At 63.4% G+C, this 18,779-nt stretch carries 22 protein-coding genes; 7 read left to right on the plus strand and 15 right to left on the minus strand.

Annotated elements, in window-relative coordinates:
- The first annotated feature begins 132 nt into the window (after window positions 1-132).
- Entirely contained in the window at window positions 133-1,011 is an 879-nt protein-coding gene (locus B5526_RS19745; protein ID WP_079540735.1) for an HpcH/HpaI aldolase/citrate lyase family protein, read from the plus strand.
- A 143-nt stretch (window positions 1,012-1,154) separates the two neighbouring features.
- Here the strand turns inward: B5526_RS19745 and B5526_RS19750 are convergent, their stop codons facing one another.
- From B5526_RS19750 to B5526_RS19760, 3 genes are all read right to left on the minus strand, one after another.
- Window positions 1,155-1,949 carry a hypothetical protein gene (locus tag B5526_RS19750; protein ID WP_079540738.1) on the minus strand — a complete coding sequence of 265 codons (795 nt, stop codon included), beginning with the start codon at window positions 1,947-1,949 and terminating at the stop codon, window positions 1,155-1,157.
- A gap of 366 nt (window positions 1,950-2,315) precedes the next feature.
- Window positions 2,316-2,921 carry a 3-isopropylmalate dehydratase small subunit gene (gene leuD, locus B5526_RS19755; RefSeq protein WP_079540740.1) on the minus strand — a complete coding sequence of 202 codons (606 nt, stop codon included), beginning with the start codon at window positions 2,919-2,921 and terminating at the stop codon, window positions 2,316-2,318.
- 143 nt (window positions 2,922-3,064) lie between these two features.
- Window positions 3,065-3,460: a metallopeptidase family protein gene (locus B5526_RS19760; RefSeq protein ID WP_079540743.1), complete on the minus strand. Its 396-nt coding sequence runs from the start codon at window positions 3,458-3,460 to the stop codon at window positions 3,065-3,067.
- Window positions 3,461-3,587: 127 nt separating this feature from the next.
- Here B5526_RS19760 and B5526_RS19765 point away from each other — a divergent pair, with 127 nt between their 5' ends.
- Window positions 3,588-3,911 (plus strand): hypothetical protein, encoded by a 324-nt coding sequence (locus B5526_RS19765; protein WP_433994587.1) that lies wholly within the window; start codon window positions 3,588-3,590, stop codon window positions 3,909-3,911.
- Between the two features lie 4 nt (window positions 3,912-3,915).
- Here B5526_RS19765 and B5526_RS37785 read toward each other — a convergent pair whose 3' ends face one another.
- On the minus strand, window positions 3,916-4,143 hold the full coding sequence (locus tag B5526_RS37785; RefSeq protein WP_154071361.1) for a hypothetical protein: 228 nt from the start codon (window positions 4,141-4,143) through the stop codon (window positions 3,916-3,918).
- A gap of 243 nt (window positions 4,144-4,386) precedes the next feature.
- Between B5526_RS37785 and B5526_RS19770 the strand changes: the two genes are divergently transcribed.
- Both B5526_RS19770 and B5526_RS19775 read left to right on the plus strand, forming a co-directional pair.
- On the plus strand, window positions 4,387-4,680 hold the full coding sequence (locus B5526_RS19770; RefSeq protein WP_079540745.1) for a hypothetical protein: 294 nt from the start codon (window positions 4,387-4,389) through the stop codon (window positions 4,678-4,680).
- Between the two features lie 337 nt (window positions 4,681-5,017).
- On the plus strand, window positions 5,018-5,656 hold the full coding sequence (locus tag B5526_RS19775; protein ID WP_079540747.1) for a hypothetical protein: 639 nt from the start codon (window positions 5,018-5,020) through the stop codon (window positions 5,654-5,656).
- Window positions 5,657-5,747: 91 nt separating this feature from the next.
- Here B5526_RS19775 and B5526_RS19780 read toward each other — a convergent pair whose 3' ends face one another.
- From B5526_RS19780 to B5526_RS19820, 9 genes are all read right to left on the minus strand, one after another.
- Window positions 5,748-5,951 carry a hypothetical protein gene (locus B5526_RS19780; protein WP_079540750.1) on the minus strand — a complete coding sequence of 68 codons (204 nt, stop codon included), beginning with the start codon at window positions 5,949-5,951 and terminating at the stop codon, window positions 5,748-5,750.
- Window positions 5,952-6,034: 83 nt separating this feature from the next.
- Window positions 6,035-7,441: a 3-isopropylmalate dehydratase large subunit gene (leuC, locus tag B5526_RS19785; RefSeq protein WP_079540752.1), complete on the minus strand. Its 1,407-nt coding sequence runs from the start codon at window positions 7,439-7,441 to the stop codon at window positions 6,035-6,037.
- A gap of 389 nt (window positions 7,442-7,830) precedes the next feature.
- Window positions 7,831-8,217 (minus strand): 50S ribosomal protein L19, encoded by a 387-nt coding sequence (gene rplS, locus B5526_RS19790; RefSeq protein WP_079540754.1) that lies wholly within the window; start codon window positions 8,215-8,217, stop codon window positions 7,831-7,833.
- A 217-nt stretch (window positions 8,218-8,434) separates the two neighbouring features.
- Window positions 8,435-9,172: a tRNA (guanosine(37)-N1)-methyltransferase TrmD gene (gene trmD / locus B5526_RS19795; protein ID WP_079540756.1), complete on the minus strand. Its 738-nt coding sequence runs from the start codon at window positions 9,170-9,172 to the stop codon at window positions 8,435-8,437.
- Between the two features lie 4 nt (window positions 9,173-9,176).
- Window positions 9,177-10,259 (minus strand): zinc-binding dehydrogenase, encoded by a 1,083-nt coding sequence (locus B5526_RS19800; protein ID WP_079540758.1) that lies wholly within the window; start codon window positions 10,257-10,259, stop codon window positions 9,177-9,179.
- 31 nt (window positions 10,260-10,290) lie between these two features.
- Window positions 10,291-10,812, minus strand: coding sequence for a ribosome maturation factor RimM (gene rimM / locus B5526_RS19805; RefSeq protein WP_079540760.1), 522 nt, complete (start codon window positions 10,810-10,812; stop codon window positions 10,291-10,293).
- Window positions 10,813-10,935: 123 nt separating this feature from the next.
- Window positions 10,936-11,271 carry a 30S ribosomal protein S16 gene (gene rpsP / locus B5526_RS19810; protein ID WP_079540762.1) on the minus strand — a complete coding sequence of 112 codons (336 nt, stop codon included), beginning with the start codon at window positions 11,269-11,271 and terminating at the stop codon, window positions 10,936-10,938.
- Window positions 11,272-11,321: 50 nt separating this feature from the next.
- Entirely contained in the window at window positions 11,322-12,872 is a 1,551-nt protein-coding gene (gene ffh / locus B5526_RS19815; RefSeq protein ID WP_079540765.1) for a signal recognition particle protein, read from the minus strand.
- A 388-nt stretch (window positions 12,873-13,260) separates the two neighbouring features.
- Window positions 13,261-13,611 carry a DUF6614 family protein gene (locus tag B5526_RS19820; protein WP_079545128.1) on the minus strand — a complete coding sequence of 117 codons (351 nt, stop codon included), beginning with the start codon at window positions 13,609-13,611 and terminating at the stop codon, window positions 13,261-13,263.
- Window positions 13,612-13,691: 80 nt separating this feature from the next.
- Between B5526_RS19820 and B5526_RS19825 the strand changes: the two genes are divergently transcribed.
- A complete protein-coding gene (locus B5526_RS19825) occupies window positions 13,692-14,756 on the plus strand; it encodes an MBL fold metallo-hydrolase (protein ID WP_079540767.1) in 1,065 nt (354 codons plus the stop codon).
- A gap of 131 nt (window positions 14,757-14,887) precedes the next feature.
- Here B5526_RS19825 and B5526_RS19830 read toward each other — a convergent pair whose 3' ends face one another.
- The gene (locus tag B5526_RS19830) at window positions 14,888-15,598 is read right to left on the minus strand and encodes an SIMPL domain-containing protein (RefSeq protein ID WP_079540769.1); all 711 of its coding nucleotides are present in this window, start codon (window positions 15,596-15,598) and stop codon (window positions 14,888-14,890) included.
- Between the two features lie 5 nt (window positions 15,599-15,603).
- The gene (locus tag B5526_RS19835) at window positions 15,604-16,317 is read right to left on the minus strand and encodes a GyrI-like domain-containing protein (RefSeq protein WP_079540772.1); all 714 of its coding nucleotides are present in this window, start codon (window positions 16,315-16,317) and stop codon (window positions 15,604-15,606) included.
- A gap of 229 nt (window positions 16,318-16,546) precedes the next feature.
- Here B5526_RS19835 and dapF point away from each other — a divergent pair, with 229 nt between their 5' ends.
- The gene (dapF, locus tag B5526_RS19840) at window positions 16,547-17,419 is read left to right on the plus strand and encodes a diaminopimelate epimerase (protein ID WP_079540774.1); all 873 of its coding nucleotides are present in this window, start codon (window positions 16,547-16,549) and stop codon (window positions 17,417-17,419) included.
- 3 nt (window positions 17,420-17,422) lie between these two features.
- A complete protein-coding gene (gene mtaB, locus B5526_RS19845; protein ID WP_079540776.1) occupies window positions 17,423-18,712 on the plus strand; it encodes a tRNA (N(6)-L-threonylcarbamoyladenosine(37)-C(2))-methylthiotransferase MtaB in 1,290 nt (429 codons plus the stop codon).
- Window positions 18,713-18,779: the final 67 nt, after the last annotated feature.

Here is an 18,779-nt window from a genome sequence, read left to right on the forward strand (position 1 = left end):
AGCATGATGGGGAAAAATGGGCCCGCTTTTCCGAGAAAGATCATGCTCAAACAATGAGCTGGCGATAAATCCAATTCGACCACGCCGGACCGGATTTATCGCGTGGGTGCGCAAATTCCAGGGAACAAAACCATGATCCGTCCGCGCCGCAGCCTGTTGTTCATGCCCGGGTCGAATGCGCGGGCGCTGGAAAAGGCCCGTATTCTCCCCGCCGACGGCATCATCCTCGACCTCGAGGATTCGGTCGCCCCCGATGCCAAAGCCACCGCGCGCGACCAGATCGCGCAGGCGCTGGCTGCCGGCGGTTTCGGCAAGCGCGAGGTGTTGGTACGCGTCAACAGCCTGGACTCGCCGTGGTGGAAGGATGACATCGCGATGGCCGGCAAGGCGCGGCCGGACGGCATTCTGGTGCCAAAGATCTTCGGCGTGGAGGATTTTGTCACGGTCGGCCGTTCCTTGCGGGATGTCGGCGCTGATCCGTCGATCAAGGTCTGGGCGATGATCGAGACCGCGCGCTCGGTGCTGCATGCCGACGAACTCGCGGCCGCCTCGCCCGATCTCGACATGCGGCTCGCCGGATTCGTGTTCGGGCCCAACGACATTTCGCGGGAGACCCGGATCCGCATGCTGCCGGGCCGTGCGGCGATGATCCCGATGATCACGCATTGCATTCTCGCGACCCGCGCGCACGGGCTCGAAATCCTCGACGGGCCCTATAGCGATTTTAGCAATGTCGATGGCTTTGCGCTGGAATGCGCGCAGGCGCGCGATCTCGGTTTTGACGGCAAGACGCTGATCCATCCCGGCCAGATCGTGGCTTGCAACGCGATCTTCACCCCGCGCGAGGAAGAGGTTGCGCGAGCCCGCAAGATCATCGCGGCGTTCGAGCGGCCCGAAAACGCCGCGCGCGGCGCGATCCAGCTCGATGGCCAGATGGTGGAGCGCCTGCACGCCGAAATGGCCGCCCGCACCATCGCCATCGCCACCGCGATCGCCGCGATGGGGAGTTAGTTCACGTCGTCCCGGCCTTGAGCCGGGACCCATAACCACAACCGTCAGTAATTGCGCCAAAGCCGTCGTACAGCCTTTTTTAAAATGAGAAGCCGCGGCGTATGGGTCCCGGCTCAAGGCCGGGACGACAACGGGAACGAGGGTCAGCGGAACTTCTCTGCCGCCCACGCGTACAAACTGCCGGCAACGGGCGGCTGATGGCCACGCCCCTTCGGCGAAATGTGCAGCCCGATGATGTCGGGATCGCTGATTAGTTTCGAAAAATCCGACCGCTCGAAAAAGCGCTTGGGGTCGGCATGCACCGCATAAAACGATTTTTGCGGCAGCGCGCGGTGCAACTCGCCGGTGCGGCGGGCGAGCGCGGTCAGCGAGGCCGGGCCGTAGATCGCGATGCGAATGTCGGACAGGCGGTTCGATCCGCCGCGCAACTGACGCAGCGCGAAGGTCAGGCGATGCCGCAGCGCCAGCCAGTCCGGCGTCAGTTCCTCCTGTTCCATCAGCTCTTCGAACGCCAGCACGATCGGGTGGCCGGCGGGCAGATACAGCACCGAATTGCCGAGCTGACGCGGCCGCTCCCAGGCGAAAAACGGCTTTGCCGGGTCGATCTCGATCGGTTTTAACAACAACACATCGGCGTCGAGCCACAGGCCGGCACGAAGCGCCATCAGCCGCATCCGGAAAAAATCGGAGAATTGCAAAATGGTCCAGTCGCGCCAGGAGCCGTCCGGCTGCGCCGGACGCAATTTTTCCGAGAACGAATGCGGCAAGATCGCTTCGGCCTCGGCGTTGCCGACGCCATCGGGCAATTGTGGAAGCGGCTCGAAGCTGTAGACGGTGACCTTATGGCCGGCCGCCACCTGCGATCGCAGGCAGGTCAGCCGCAGCGGATCGAGCGGTCCGCGCCAGAAGGTGACGACGTCGGGTAGCGGCGCACTCATACTATCCCCGTCATCCTGAGAGTCTGACTGAAAATGCGGCCAAATGGAATCGGTGGTTTAGTGAAACTCGTCATGCCCGGGCTTGTCCCGGGCATCCACGTCTTTCCGGCAGAGAAGCAAGAAAGACGTGGATGGCCGGGACAAGCCCGGCCATGACGTGGTTAGAAAGTGTCCGAATGAGCCGGCCGCATTTTCAGTCGGACTCTGAGGAAGCCGCAGCGCGGCCGTCTCGAAGGACGACGGCCCGGGTGGCTCATCCTTCGAGGCTCGCCCAGCGGTGCAAGTGCACCGCAAGGCTCGCACGTCCAGCGACAACGAAGCCGTTGCGCGGGGATGACGGATTTGCCATGAGTGTGCAGCGTCAGATCAGGCCCAGGCGCGCTCGGTTTTCGCCTTCGCTTCATAGGCGTCGATCGAGGTCTTCTTCTCCATGGTCAGCCCGATGTCGTCCAGCCCGTTGATCAGGCAATGCTTGCGGAACGGGTCGATCTCGAATTTCACCTTGCCGCCGTCGGGGCCGCGGATCTCCTGATTGGCGAGATCGATGGTCAGCGTCGCATTGGCGCCGCGCTCGGCGTCGTCGAACAATTTGTCGAGGTCGTCCTGGCTGACGCGGATCGGCAGGATGCCGTTCTTGAAGCAGTTGTTGTAGAAAATATCGCCGAACGAGGTCGAGATCACGCAGCGGATGCCGAAATCGAGAAGCGCCCATGGCGCGTGCTCGCGGCTGGAACCGCAGCCGAAATTGTCGCCGGCGACCAGCACCCTGGCGTTGCGGTAGGCCGGCTTGTTGAGGATGAAGTCCGCATTCTCGCTGCCGTCATCGTTGTAGCGTTGTTCCGAGAAAAGCCCCTTGCCGAGCCCGGTGCGCTTGATGGTCTTCAGGTACTGCTTCGGGATGATCATGTCGGTGTCGACATTGATGATCTTCAACGGCGCCGCGACGCCTTCCAGCGTGGTGAATTTTTCCATGGGTCGCACTTCTCGGTTCGAGACTGGGAAAAGCGTGCGTGTTTATCGCGAATACGGCCCGTATCAAAGGGCAAATTTGCCTAGCGCGTATTCCGCAAAAGTGACTTCGGTTTTGCGAATAGAATACGCGCCAAAAAGAGACTCTAGCCTTGCGCCTCGATCGCCTCCATGTCGGCATCCGAGAGCCCAAAATGATGGCCTATCTCGTGGATCAGCACATGGCGGACGATACGGCCGAGGGTCTCGTCATGCTCGGCCCAATAATCCAGGATCGGGCGCCGATACAGCCAGATCATGTTGGGCAATCGCGCAATATCGTCATTGCTGCGAAACGGCAGGCCGACGCCATGGAACAGGCCGAGCAGGTCGAATTCGCTCTCGGCATCCATCTCGTCCAGGACTTCTTCGGTCGGAAAATCGTCGACGCGGATGATCAGGCCCTCGCACAGATCGCGAAAACCCTTCGGCAGGCGCTCGAAAATGGCGTGCGCCATGGTCTCCATTTCGGCCAATGAGGGGGCTTTGGCTGAGGTCCACATCTCGCCTGTTTAGCGCGGCTTCGGCCGAACTGCATGCCGGATTTGCGATCGGTTCCTGCCGCGCAGTTGACCTTGGCGCCGCAATCGGGGACGTTGCGGGCGCTGAAACAGGTTTTGGGTGGACGTAATGATACCGATCAGGACAGCGGCAATCTTGGTTGGCCTGGCAGGCGCCATTTCGTTGCCGGCGACAGGAGCCGGCGCGCAATCCGCGCCGCAGGGCCAGCTTGTGGCGCAGGCCTCGCAGCCCGAATTTACGGAGCCGCCCGCCCCGGTCCGTAGACGCCCCCAGCCACGGTTGCGGGTCTATCCGAGTTACGACGGCGTCATTCCCCGGTACAATCCCGGCCCGAACGCCGTGCGCGAATGCAACGCCACCTATGTGCAGGAATACCGGCCCAGCGGCACCGTGATCGTGCCGCGCATGAGCTGTTATTGGCGGCCGGGCTAGGAACCTAGTGCCAGCGCCGGCGCGCCGCGCCGATCAGTCCGGCGCCAACCACCAGCGCGGAGGTTCCATAGACCAGAATCGCCATGGCCAGTTGGGTGAAATTGCTGGCCGAGCCCGGGCCGCCGCCGGGGCCCTGCGAGGCGAAAGCCGCTGAGGTTTCGAGCAAGGCGAGTGTTGATGCAGCGGCGAACGCGAGTTGCGATATTCGATCCCGTATTCGAGACGATGGCATGACAATCTCCTTCCAGTCGTCGTCCCCGCGAACGCGCGCGAACGCGGGGACCCATAACCGCCGGCGTTCGCGATTACTCCCAGATCGCAGCTCCAGCCTTCGTAAAAACAAACGCCTGTGGTTATAGGTCTCGGCTCAAGGCCGGGACGACAGCGACAGATACGGACGACAGCCTATGCCGGTTTTAAAAATATCGCGCGCGCTTGATCAAGTCAGGGTTGCTAATGCACGGAGGAGTGTTGCATGACAAAATGGATCGGCGCGGTCATCCTGGTGCTCCCCCTGATATTCGCGGGCTCGGCGGCGATCCATCCGGCCGCCGCGGAGCCATCGCCGGCCGCGCTGCAAAAGCCGCAAGCGCTGAAAGCAACCGACGTCAGCGCGCGGCGCCGTTATCGGCATCACCTGCTTTTTGTCGATCGCGCATATCCCGGGCCCTATTTTCCTTCTTATTACGACCGGCCCCATTACTACGCACCGGCGCCGTTCGTGCCGTTCAACTTCGGCTATCCGCTATTGCCGCCACCGTGGTGGTAGGGCTGGCTTTACAAAGGCGCTCATATTTCCGTCATGGCCGGGCTTGTCCCGGCCATCCACGTCTTTCTTTTACATTGTAGGCAAAGACGTGGATGCCCGGCACAAGGCCGGGCATGACGAACTCAAAATCTCCTCGTCAGCAGCACGACGCCCTGCGTCGCAGGCTTCGCAGTCTCTAGCCAGCTGCCTCCGTCCATCATTGCCACGGGCGCATTCACGGCGCGTTCACCTCGCTATCTCCAATTTAATGTAGGGAGCGAATCGCAAATGAAGGTCCGAAGTCAGGCCATTTCCTGCCCCGCTCTTCGTCGTCCATAAAAAGGGGAGGGTGTTGCGCATGACGAAGATACGGGATTCCGGGCGCGCCGTTGTCCGTCGCGTCGTCAGTTGCTTTGGCCTGATGACTGCCGTGATGCTGGCGCTCCCGGCGGTGAGCCAGCGCGCGGAGGCGCTGTCGCTGATCAATCCGACCGCGGTGCCATCAGCGAAACATGCCGACGACGGGCTCGTGACCGAGGTACACGGTGGACATGGTGGCGGCCATGGCGGCGGCGGTTTCCACGGCGGCGGCGGTGGTGGCTTCCATGGCGGGGGCTTCCACGGCGGTGGCGGCTTCCATGGTGGCGCCGCCGTGTTTCACGGAGGCGGCGGCGCCGCCGTATTCCATGGCGGTGGCTATCGCGCCGCAGGCCCGGTCTTCCACGGCGGCGGCTATCGCTACGGCGGATATCATTACGGTGGCATGCGTTACGGCGGCGTTCGGTTCGCGCACCATCACCACTTCCATCGGCACTTCTTTTACGGCTACGGGCCGTCCTATTATTATGATGATTACCCGTATTACGACTATCCGCATTACTATCATCCGCACCGCCGCTGCCCGGTGGTCTGGACCCATTACGGCCCGCGCCGCGTCTGTCACCTCCACCGGTGGCATCACCACTGGCGCCATCACCACCGGCATCACTGGTATTGATGAACTGACGAACGGTTGAGATGGGTGATTGAAATGGATCAGGCGCCGCTTGGGCGCCTGATCTTGATCTGCAGGAAAATTTCTGCCGTCCTCAATCCCAGTTCTTGAATTTCCAGGATCTGATCTTCCACGGCGTCAGCGTTTCCATCCGCCACTGCTGCCAGCGATCCGGCGGCCAGTTGCTGAGCCTGGACCGCTCCTTCTCCTCAGCCTCGACGACGCGCGGCATGACCCGGCGCCTTGCCTGGCGCGTGGCCTCGCTGATCATATCGACGAATTCAGACTTATCGGCCACGGCTCGCGCTCCCAAGCTTGAGAGCCAGTCTGCTCCCAACTGCTTAACGAGTTACTTCGAGGATGGCTCGAGGTTGAGCGAGGTTAGCGCCACTCCCTGATATCGACAAAATGCCCGGCAATCGCCGCCGCCGCCGCCATCGCCGGCGACACCAGATGGGTGCGGCCTTTAAAGCCCTGGCGACCCTCAAAGTTGCGGTTCGAGGTCGAGGCGCAACGCTCCTCGGGCTTGAGCTTGTCGGGGTTCATGGCGAGGCACATCGAGCAGCCCGGCTCGCGCCATTCGAAGCCGGCCTTGATGAAGATCTTGTCGAGCCCTTCAGCTTCGGCCTGCTCTTTCACCATGCCCGAGCCCGGCACGATCATCGCGTTGACATTGGCGTTGACGGTCTTGCCCTCGGCGACCTTCGCCGCCGCGCGCAGATCCTCGATCCGGCCATTGGTGCAGGAGCCGATGAAGACGCGGTCAAGCTTGATGTCGGTGATTTTGATGCCCGGCTTCAAGCCCATATAATTCAGCGCGCGATGTTTTGAGAGCCGCTTGGCCTCGTCCGCGATCTTGTCCGGATCAGGCACCATGCCGGTGATCGAGACGACGTCCTCAGGCGAGGTGCCCCAGGTCACGATCGGCGGCAGCTTTGCCGCGTCCAGCCTGATCTCATGATCGAAATGCGCACCCTCGTCGCTGCGCAGCGTTTCCCAGTAGCGCATCGCAGCGTCCCAGGCCTCGCCCTTCGGCGATTTCGGACGTCCTTTCAGGAACGCAAACGCTTTTTCGTCCGGAGCGACCAGACCGGCGCGGGCGCCGCCCTCGATCGACATGTTGCAGACGGTCATGCGGCCTTCCATCGATAGCGCACGGATCGCCTCGCCGGCATATTCCAGCACGTAGCCGGTGCCGCCGGCGGTGCCGATCTCGCCGATGATCGCCAGGATGATGTCCTTGCCGGTGACGCCGTCGGGCAATTTGCCGTCGACGACCGCCCGCATGTTCTTTGCTTTTTTCTGGATCAGGGTTTGGGTCGCCAGCACATGCTCGACTTCAGAGGTCCCGATGCCATGCGCGAGCGCCCCGAACGCGCCGTGCGTCGAGGTGTGGCTGTCACCGCAGACGATGGTGGTGCCGGGCAAGGTAAAACCCTGCTCGGGGCCGATGACGTGGACGATGCCCTGGCGCTTGTCGAATTCGTTGAAATATTCGATGCCGAATTCCTTGGCGTTCTCCGCCATTACGCGAATCTGCTCGGCGGATTCCGGGTCCGGATTGGGTTTTGAGCGGTCGGTGGTCGGAACATTGTGGTCCACCACGGCCAGCGTCTTCTCCGGCGCGCGAACTTTGCGCCCCGTCGTGCGCAGGCCCTCAAAAGCCTGCGGCGAGGTCACCTCGTGGACCAGATGGCGATCGATATAGAGCAGGCAGGTGCCATCCTCGGCTTCGTGAACCAGATGGTCGTTCCAGATTTTGTCGTACAGCGTGGTCGGTTTGGACATGGTGTCAGGCCTTGAATCGGAATTGAAATTGGAAGAAGCAACTGCGCGCGGCGAATGCGGCGCGGGGCGCGTCAAGCCGCAAGCGCCGCCGTCGTCAACCGACCGAAGAAGCGCCAGGGCAAACGGCTACGATCGTCGAGAACGACGCGAGACGCGATGGTTTGGCGATCTCTGAACATGCTGGCCTTATAGCACACGAGGTATGAAGCGCGATATGCGATTGCAACCACCGTCATTGCGAGGCGCACTTGCGACGAAGCAATCCAGCTTGTTGCAGCAGCTAAGGCATGGATTGCTTCGTCGCAAGTGCTCCTCGCGATGACGACAAAGACAACAAAAAAGCGCGGGGACGCCCGCGCTTTTTCCTCAAATCCGATGCGGGCCGCGATTTACTCGCCGACGGCGGTGGCCTGCGTGCGCTCGGTCTTCTCAACGATGCGGGCCGACTTGCCGCGCAGGTTGCGCAGGTAATAAAGCTTGGCCCGGCGCACCTTGCCGCGGCGCACCACCTTGATCGAGTCGATCATCGGCGACATCACCGGGAAGACGCGCTCCACGCCTTCGCCGTAGGAGATCTTGCGAACCGTGAAGCTCTCGTTGAGGCCCGAACCGGAGCGGCCGATGCAGACACCTTCATAGGCCTGCACGCGCGAGCGGTCGCCCTCGACCACCTTGACGTTGACGATCACGGTATCGCCGGGTCCGAAATCCGGAATCGCCTTGCCGGCCGATAATTTGTCGAATTGCTCTTTTTCGAGCTGTTGAATGAGGTTCATTGGAAAATCTCCATCGGCGGCGCGCCCAGCGCGGGCGGCGCGAGTGTTTCGTTATCCTGCAGCGCGTATTCCGCAAAAGTGGGCACCGGTTTTGCGGAAAGAATACGCGCCCTTCAATTAAATCGAGCATTTTCTCGCGGCAAACCGGAATGCCACTTTGCCGGAAAATGCTCGGTGCGCGGATTTGGCGCTCATATACGGCAAAGCCCGGCGCTTGTCACCCATCCGTCGTGTTTTTTGGGCGTTTTTGGCTGGCCTTCCTCGCCGCCCAAAGATCAGGCCGCCGCGCCCGGGTCAGGGCCTCCGCCTCGGCCTGCCGCCAGGCTGCGATCTTGGCGTGGTCACCGGACAACAGGATTTCCGGGATCGGCCGGCCCTCGAACGCCTGCGGGCGGGTATATTGCGGGTATTCCAGTAGCCCGTCGGAAAAGCTCTCATCGAGCCCGGAATCGGGCTTTCCCATCACGCCGGGCAACAGCCGCACGCAGGCGTCAATTAGCGCCATGGCGGCTATTTCGCCCCCTGAGAGCACATAATCCCCCAAAGACACTTCCTCGAGCCCGCGCGCCTCGATCACCCGCTGGTCGATGCCCTCAAACCGGCCACAGACGATCAGGGGGCCGGATCCCCCGGCCAGTTCCACAACCCGGGACTGGGTCAATGGCCGACCCCGCGGGCTCATCAACAGGCGCGGGCGCCCGGGAGCGATTTCCGCCCCATCGATCGCTGCCGCCAGCACATCGGCCCGCAGCACCATGCCCGGGCCGCCGCCGGCCGGGGTATCATCGACGCTGCGGTGGCGGTCGGTGGCGGAGTCGCGGATATCCTGCGCCTCCAACTCCCATAGGCCGGTCGCCAGCGCCTTGCCCGCGAGGCTGGCGCCGAGCGGACCCGGGAACATCTCGGGAAACAGGGTGAGCACGGTCGCGCGCCATATGGTCGCTGTCACGGTCATGGCGCTACGGCACCACCGCGGTGAGATCGAGGCCCTGCATCAAGGCCGCCGCGTCGACCGCCTGCTTGAAGTCGGCGAGCTTGAATGTCGTCACGATGATCTTGCGGAGGTCGAGCAGGCCTTCGGCGGCGAGCGCCGCGAGCTGGCCGGGCGCGGTACGGTCATACATGAACTGGCCAACCACCTCCCAGTCATTCGCCAGCATTTCGCGGAATGAAAGCTCCAGCGGCACCTCGGCGCTGCCCATCAGCACCAGCCGCCCGCCGCGCTTCAGGCTACGCAAACTCGAAAGCGTGGTCGAGGTGGTTTTGGCGTTGCCGAGCAGATCCAGCCCGACATCGGCGCCCCCGCCGGCGGCGTGGCGGATGATGGCGACATCTTTGGCCGCATCGCCGCTCACTACAGCCGGAATGACGCGCGGACCAAACGCGTCGCGCAGCGCTTCAAGCGCCGCCTGCTTTCGTCCGACCGCAACCACGCGCGCCGCGCCCATTGCCACCGCCAGCATGACGGCGCCGGAACCGAAATAGCCGGTCGCGCCGTTGATGAGGATGGTGTCGCCGCCGCGGAGGCCCGAGCGCTGCAGCCCGCCGAACGGCACGATCAGTTTTGTAAGTCCGATCAGCTCCGTCGCTGGTCTGTCGTCGAGGCCAACGAGCGGCGTCACACAGGCGGCCGGCCAATGGGCGATTTCGGCGAACACGCCGTCGCGCCAGCGCGCTTGCAGCGCCAGCGCAGCCGGCGTCGTCGCCATCGCGGTGAGCCCGATCAGGATTTGCGGCGGCTCGGAGTCCGGCACATCGCCGCGCAAATGCGGGCTCAGGAACACCCGGTCGCCGCCACGGACATGGCTGACATTGTCGCCGGCCGCGATCACCCGCGCGATCGCATTGGTGCCGGGCACGAACGGCATCGGCGGCAGGCTGTAGGGCACCGAGCCCGACAGCACCTTGCCCGTGTAGGACAACACCATGCCGGCCTCGATCCTGACGACGACACCGTCGGGCGCGGGCTTCGGCGTCTCGACCTCGTCAAACCGCAGATCGTTATGCGCATGCAGCCGCCAGGCTTTGTGGGTGTTTGCCATTGCCGTCATTCCCTAATTCGCAACCGTTTGCTTAGGCGGCAGTTGGATCGTCGCCCTCGATCTCCGCGGGCAGTTCGATCACCACGCGTCCGCCCGCAAGATCGACGGATGGTACCACGGCGTTTGTAAACGGCAGCAGCATGGTTGCACCCTGCGGCGGGGCTATCTCGATGATGTCGCCGGCGCCGAAATTATGGATCGCAACGACGCGGCCGAGCGGCTCGTTCGCCGTAGTCACTGCTGCAAGCCCGATCAGATCGGCGTGGTAATACTCGTCCTCGTCGGTCTCGGGGAGCTTTTCGCGCGCGATGTAGAGCTCGAGGCCGTTCAGCCGTTCGGCCTCCTCGCGCGTGGCGATGCCTTTCAGCGTCGCCACCAGATGTCCCTTGGCTTCGCGCGCGGTCGCAACTTCGAACTGCCGCGCGCCGTCTTTTGTCAGCAGCGGCCCATAGCGCTTCACCGCCAGCGGGTCTTCGGTAAACGTCCAAAGCTTTACCGCGCCGCGCACACCATGCGCGGCGCCGATCCGGGCGACGCAGATCTGGGCCGACATCAGCGGGCCTCGTCCTTCGAGACGCCGCTTCGCGGCTCCTCAGGATGAGGGGATAGTTCCTCATGCTGAGGAGCACGGCGAAAGCCGTGCGTCTCGAAGCACGAGGCCACGGTCATCGAAAACTCACGCCGTCTTGGCGGCGGCTTCGGCCTGTGCCTTGCGCTCCTTGCGCGGCACGGCTTTTTCCGGATTGCTGCGCGCGGCGCGCTTGACGACGCCGGCGGCATCGAGGAAGCGCGTCACGCGGTCCGAGGGCTGCGCGCCCTTGGCGAGCCAGGCCTTCACCTTGTCCATGTCGAGTTTTAGGCGCGCCTCATTGTCCTTCGGCAGCAGCGGATTGAAATGGCCGAGCCGCTCGATGAAGCGGCCGTCGCGGGGAAACCGCGAGTCGGCGACGACGACGTGATAGACCGGACGCTTCTTGGTGCCTGCGCGCGCGAGGCGGATAACGACTGACATTTGGTTCTCCTGATAAGTGTCTGTTCGAATGTTGGTGGGATTGATCGCGATTATTTCTTTTTGCCGAGGCCAGGAAAGCCGCCGAGGCCCGGCAAGGTCGGCTTGCCGCTCAAGCCCGTAAGCCCCGGCAGATTCGGCAAGCCCTGCCGCAAGCCCGCGGGAATATCCTTCGGCAGCGCGGGCATGCCGTCCGGCGCGGCGCCGCCCGGCATCTTTTCCGCCAGGGCCTTCATCTGGTCGGGCGAGGGCATGCCGCCGCCAAAACCCATCGCCTGCGCGATGCCGGCCATCGGGCCGCGCTTGCCGGAACCCATGGCCTTCATCATGTCGGCCATGTTCCGGTGCATTTTGAGGAGCTTGTTGAGCTCCTCGACCTTGCTGCCGGCGCCCGCGGCGATGCGCTTTTTGCGGCTGGCTTTGAGGATATCGGGGTTTTTGCGCTCCTGCCGCGTCATCGAATCGATCAGGGCTACCTGACGCTTCAGGATTTTGTCGTCGAGCCCGGCATTGGCGATCTGGTTTTTCATCTTCGCAATGCCGGGCATCATGCCCATCAATCCCGAGAGGCCGCCCATATTCGCCATCTGCAACAATTGCTCGCGCATGTCGGCAAGGTCGAACTGGCCCTTGCGCATCTTCTCGGCGACGCGCGCGGCCTTTTCCGCATCGATATTGGCGGCGGCCTTTTCCACCAGCGACACCACGTCGCCCATGCCGAGAATGCGCCCCGCAATCCGGCTCGGATGGAAATCCTCCAGCGCGTCGGTCTTCTCCCCGGTGCCGATCAGTTTTATCGGTTTCCCCGTGACCGCGCGCATCGACAGCGCCGCGCCGCCGCGGCCATCGCCGTCCACGCGCGTCAGCACGATGCCGGTGAGGCCGACGCGCTCATCGAAGGCGCGCGCCAGATTGACCGCGTCCTGGCCGGTCAGCGAATCCGCGACCAGCAACACTTCATGCGGATTAGCGGTAGCTTTGATCTCGGCCGCTTCCGTCATCATCTCTTCGTCGAGCGTGGTACGGCCGGCGGTGTCGAGCAGCACCACGTCGTAGCCGCCGAGCTTTCCCGCCTCCAGCGCGCGTTTTGCGATCTGCGCCGGCTTCTGGCCGGCGACGATCGGCAAGGTCGGGATATCGAGGTCGCGCCCGAGCACGGCGAGCTGCTCCATCGCCGCCGGGCGATAGATATCGAGCGACGCCATCAAGACCTTGCGCTTGTCGCGCTGGGTCAGGCGGCGGGCGAGTTTTGCCGTGGTCGTGGTTTTGCCTGAGCCTTGCAAGCCGACCATCATGATCGCGACCGGCGGCACGGCGTTGAGGTCGATGGCCTGGCCCTCGGAACCAAGGGTCGCGATCAGCTCGTCATGGACGATCTTCACCACCATCTGGCCGGGGGTGACCGACTTGACCACGGTGGCGCCGACCGCCTGCTCGCGGACCTTTTCGGTAAAACTCCGGACCACGTCGAGCGAGACGTCGGCTTCCAATAGCGCGCGGCGCACCTCGCGCATCGCCGCATCGACGTCGGCCTCCGTCAGCGACCCGCGCCGCGTCAGCCGATCGAGAATGCCGCCAAGCTTTTCCGACAGATTGTCGAACACTTTTGTCTTCCTGCTTCCTCACCCTGAGGAGCAGGCGCTAGCCTGCGTCTCGAAGGGTGGTTGCTCTGCCGTAGCCCATCCTTCGAGACGCCGCTTCGCGGCTCCTCAGGATGAGGTCTTTTCGTGACTGCCGTCATCACCCGCCTTCGCGGGTGATGACGACCTATGTGCCTCGACGCAAAACGCCAAGACGATCGTCCAAACACTTTCGCGCCCGAGGGCGCATCGCGCTGTCGGGCGTTGACCTCCGGCCTCAAGGGCCGGGCGGCGGGTCGAAAAGAAGCTCTTTCCGAGAATGGCGCGGATTTACAGGGGATAGGGGATGTAAGTCAAGCAAAGTTCTCGTCAGCGCGGCCGCCTGATTTCCAGCTAACTCACTAAAAAACCATCAGAATTTCTCATCGCCCCGGTGCCTGATGGAATCGGGAAAGTCCCGGTACAGCGCGAATTGCACGTTCGCGACCAGTGAATTGACCCCGAAATGCACGCCCTCGATCGGCTCGCGGCGGCTGCCGACCCGGTTGAACGCGGAATCGAGCTGGGCGAGGTCCGAAAATTCCATCATCAGGTGAAATTCGCCGACCGGTGCTGCGCTTAAGCCCAGCTTGCGCCGCATCAGCCGCCAGCCCTGCATCAACCCGTCGTTTTTCAGATGGTCCATGTAAGTTTTGAGCCGGTCAGCGAATTCGACGTCGGATACGCCCGCTTTCAGATCGAACCACGCGTTGTAAATATCCATGACCGGTCTCGTGTTATGGCTGAACACATCCATATACGACGGAGGCGTCCGCTCTCCCACCCGATTTGCGATCTCCCCAATTGTCCCTCACCCGCCGCCGGCTTTTTACCGCTCTCGCTAGCCTCGTAGCGGTGTCGGGACTGTCGGCCATCTGGGCTTCCCGCATGCGCACCTATAACGGTCCTGTCTCCGATCATTTCGACGGATTGCATTTCTTCGATCCCGACGGCTCGCCGCCGAAATCGCTCGGCGAAGTCCTGCGCTGGCAGTTCGGCTCGGGGCGGGAGCGCGCGGCATGGCCGGACTGGGCGCCCAGCCCGCATGCCGACACGCCGCCGGCGCGGGTGACGGGCGAGAAGGTGCGGCTGTCGTTCGTCGGTCACGCCAGCTGGCTGATCCAAACAGCGGGCTTGAACATCCTGATCGATCCGGTCTGGTCGGAGCGCGTCTCACCGATCGCCTGGGCCGGCCCGAAACGTCATAACGATCCTGGTATTGCCTTCGATGCGCTGCCGCCGGTCGATACCGTGCTGGTCTCGCACGGCCATTACGATCACCTCGACATCCCGACGCTGTCAAAACTCGCCGCAAAATTCTCTCCGCGCGTGATCACCCCGCTCGGCAACGACACCACCATGCGCGGCGCCGACGCGGCGATCCGCGCGGAGGCGTTCGACTGGCGCGACCGTGTCGAGCTCGGCAACAATGTCGCGGTGACGCTGGTGCCGACAAGGCATTGGTCGGCGCGCGGATTGTTCGATCGCAACAAGGCACTATGGGCGAGCTTTGTGCTGGAGACTGCCGTGGGCAAGATCTACATCGTCTGCGATTCCGGCTATGGCGAGGGCACGCATTTCCGCAGCGTGGCAAAGGCCCACGGTCCGTTGCGGCTCGCGATCCTGCCGATCGGTGCCTACGAGCCGCGCTGGTTCATGAAGGACCAGCATATGAATCCGTCCGATGCGGTAAAGGCGCTGGCCGATTGCGGCGCGGCGCAGGCGCTGGCGCATCACCACGGCACGTTTCAATTGACCGATGAGGCGATCGACGCGCCTGTGACGGCGTTGCAGGCAGCACTCGATGACGCCAAGATTCCGCGCGAGAAATTTGTCGCGCTCAAGCCGGGGCAGGTGTTCGAGATTTAACCTCGCCCCGCTTGCGGGGAGAGGTCGGCGCGCAGCGCCGGGTGAGGGGGACTATCCGCGCATTCGGTATTCGTGGAGGCAGCCCCTCACCCCAACCCTCTCCCCGCGAAGAGCGGGGCGAGGGAGAAGGATTACTGCCCGGCCTGCTTGATTGCCCAGGATACGCTCACCGTCACCTGCAGCGTCTCTTCGCCTTGCGCGACCGGCGCTGTCGTGGCCATGCCCATCGGCATCTTCGCGCGAAACAACGGGCCGGGTGAACTTGCCTCGGAAATGCTGATCGGTGCGCCGAGCGTGACGCCTGCGGCTTTTGCATAGATCTCGGCCTTGCGGCGGCCATCGGCGATCGCCTGTTCGCGGGCGTCATCGAGCAGTTTTGAGGCGTTGGACACGGCAAAATTGATGCCGCCGATGTCGTTAGCGCCGGCGGCGACCATCGTATCGATCACATTGGCAACCTTGCCGACGTCGTGCAGCCGAACCGTGACATGGTTGCTGGCGCGGTAGCCGACGATTGTCGGGGCCCCGGGCCCGGTGCGGTTCGGCGCGCTCTCCGGCTGCAGCGACAGTCGCGACGTTTGCAGATCCTTCTCATCGATGCCGGCGCCCTTCAGTGCCAACAGCAACTTGCCCATCGCCGTGTTGTTGGCGTCGGATGCCTCGCGCGCGGTCTTGGCCTCCGAGGTGACGCCGCCGTCGATCTGCGCCAGATCGGGCGGCACTGAGACGGTGGCCTCGCCGGAGACGGTAATCATCGCCGGCAGCGCGGTCTGTGCCCATGCCGGCGCGGCAAGCAGTGTCCCCGCCGCGATCGCGGCGGCAAGTGCGATCCGATGTTTCATGGACGTTACTTCAGCGGCACGTAGACGTTGATCACCAGCTTGTCCTCCGCCGTCTTCAGGGGATCGGTGATGTATTCCTCGATAAAAGTGTCTTTGGCTTCCAGCTTCTTGTCGTCGAGGTGATTGGTGATCGCCTCATAGGTGTTGTCCATATTGTCGTAGGAACCGCGATGGACGAATTTCAACGCCTTGCCGTCGGGCGATTTGCCCATGCTCATGGCCTTGGTCAGGTTCTTCGGGTCCTGCTCGACCGGGATTTCGGCGAGGTAGGTGAAGCCGGTGTCGTCGGTGGAGGTATAGACGATCATCCCATTGCCTGACGGCTTGATGCCCTGCTTCTCCAGCAGCGCCGACAGTGACTTGAAGGAATCGATCAGGGTATCGAACGCCGAATCCCAGTTGGCATTGCCTTTGGCGATGACGACCGTCTTCGGTTCCAGGGTGATCTGCTCGCCGAACGGGTCGGCGGTCTGCACCGGTGCCGGGGGCGGTGTCGCCGGAGCCTGCGCGGCTGAGGGAACATCGGCCGGCGATTTGGTCTCGGCCGGCGGCGGGGCAGGGGTCGCGGATGGCGCAGGCGCCGGGCTCGCCGGCGTGCTCGCCGCCGGAGGCGTTGAGGCCGGTGGAGATTGTGCCAGCGCGTTGCCAAAGCTCAGCGAAATCGCGGCTATCGGAACCAGCGCGACCACGGCAAGGCGGAAAGGGCTGACAGATTTCATCCGGTATTCTCCTTGGGACCCCGGTCCGGGCGCCCTGCCTGCATGTCCCGGCTTGCATCGGCGGCGCGCGGCGAACCTTACGGATGCTAACACGCAAGGCCGGCTTTCGTCCCATGACAGATATTTCATGGGCCTCCCCGCTTCGGCCAGGCCCGGCCGACACAGATTTGCCGCACTGGCCAATCCGCCATCATTGGCCATATAAAGCGTGCCGAGAGGCGGGATATCCATGGGCGCGCTGGCCAACCAAAGCTTTGCCAAGATGAACGGCATCGGCAACGAGATTGTCGTGGTCGACCTGCGCGCGTCCTCCATCCCGGTTACCCCCGAGGAAGCGCGCGCGGTGGCCTCGCCGGCGGGCGTGCATTTCGACCAGCTGATGGTGCTGCAGAAGCCGCGCTTGAAGGGCACCGAGGCCTTTATCCGCATCTACAACAATGACGGCTCGGAGGCGGCCGCCTGCGGCAATGGCATGCGCTGCGTGGTGCGGCAGTTGTTCGAGGCGACCGGACAGACGGCGGTCACCTTCGAGACCAAGGCCGGACTATTGAATTGCTGGCAGGGTCCCGCCAGCGATCTCTACACCGTCGACATGGGAGCGCCAAAGTTCGGCTGGCAGGATATTCCGCTCGCCGAGGAATTTCGCGACACCCGCTCCATCGAATTGCAGATCGGCCCGATCGACGCGCCGGTGCTGCATACGCCCTCCGCTGTCTCGATGGGCAATCCGCACGCGATCTTCTGGGTCGACGACGTCAACGCCTACGATCTCGGCCGCTTCGGGCCGCTCCTGGAAAATCACCCGATTTTTCCCGAGCGCGCCAATATCACGCTCGCCCATATCGTCGATCGCGACCACATCACCATCCGCACCTGGGAGCGCGGCGCCGGACTGACAAAAGCCTGCGGCTCGGCGGCCTGCGCCACGGCGGTCGCCGCGGCGCGGCTGAAGCGCGCCAATCGCATCGTCAACATCACACTGCCCGGCGGCGAGCTCGCGATCGAATGGCGCGAGGGTGACGACCATGTGCTGATGACGGGGACGGCGACATTCGAATATGAAGGCCGCTTCGATCCCGCGCTGTTTTCCTCCGTCGCCTGACCGATGAGCGTCGAAATCATCACGTTCGGCTGCCGCCTCAACGCCTTCGAATCCGAGGTGATCGCGCGAGAGGCGGAGGATGCGGGCCTTTCGGACACCATTGTCATCAATAGCTGCGCGGTCACCAATGAAGCGGTGGCGCAGGCGCGGCAGTCGATCCGGCGGCTGAAGCGCGAGCGGCCGGGGCTGCGCATCGTCGTCACCGGCTGCGCGGCGCAAACCCAGCCCGAGATGTTCGCCGGCATGGCCGAAGTCGACCGTGTCGTCGGCAATGACGACAAGATGCGCGCTGACACCTGGCGCGACGCGCGCGCGGCGTTCGATGCGGCGCCGGGATTCAGCATTGCTGAAAGCGAAAAGATCGCGGTCGCCGACATCATGGCGGTCAAGGAGATGGCGCCACATCTGCTCGAAGGATTTCAGCGCGGCCTGCCGCGGGCGTTCGTGCAGGTGCAAAACGGCTGCGATCACCGCTGCACCTTCTGCATCATCCCTTATGGCCGCGGCAATTCGCGCTCGGTGCCGATGGGAGGGGTCGTCGAGCAGGTCCGCGCCCTGATCGAGCGCGGCCACGCCGAAATCGTGCTGACCGGCGTCGATCTGACGAGCTACGGTGCCGACCTGCCGGGCACGCCAAAGCTGGGGATGTTGACGAAACAGATTCTGCGCCATGTGCCGGAGCTAAAACGCTTGCGGATCTCGTCCGTCGATCAAATCGAGGTCGATCGCGATCTGCTCGACGTGATCGCCGATGATGAACGGTTGATGCCGCATCTGCATCTGTCGCTGCAGTCCGGCGACGATCTGATTCTGAAGCGGATGAAGCGGCGGCATGCGCGTCAAGACGCGATCGATTTCTGCGCGCAGGTGCGCTCGCTTCGGCCTGACATCGCGCTCGGCGCCGACATCATCGCGGGCTTTCCAACCGAAACTGACGAGATGTTCGAGCGCTCAATGGATTTGGTGGAGGAATGCGGACTAACATTTCTCCATGTATTTCCCTATTCGCCCCGCCCAGGCACGCCGGCGGCGCGGATGCCGCAGGTGAAGGGCGGTGCGATCAGGGAACGCGCGAAGCGATTGCGCGCGACAGGCGAGGCGGCATTGCAGAAGCGGCTGGCGTCGGAGTTGGGTCACACCCGACATGTGCTGATCGAGAGCGCGACGCAGGGCCGCACGGAGCATTTTTTGCCGGTGGCGATCAGTGGCGAGACGCCGGGCGCGGTGCGGGCGCTTGTGATCACCGGGAATGATGGCGCGCGGCTAATCTCAGACTGTCATCGCCCGGCTTGACCGGGCGACCCAGTACGCCGCGGCGCTAGTGATTTGTCACGAACTGCTCTGGAATACTGGATCGCCC

Source organism: Bradyrhizobium lablabi (assembly GCF_900141755.1).
In the GTDB taxonomy this organism is placed as follows: domain Bacteria; phylum Pseudomonadota; class Alphaproteobacteria; order Rhizobiales; family Xanthobacteraceae; genus Bradyrhizobium; species Bradyrhizobium lablabi_A.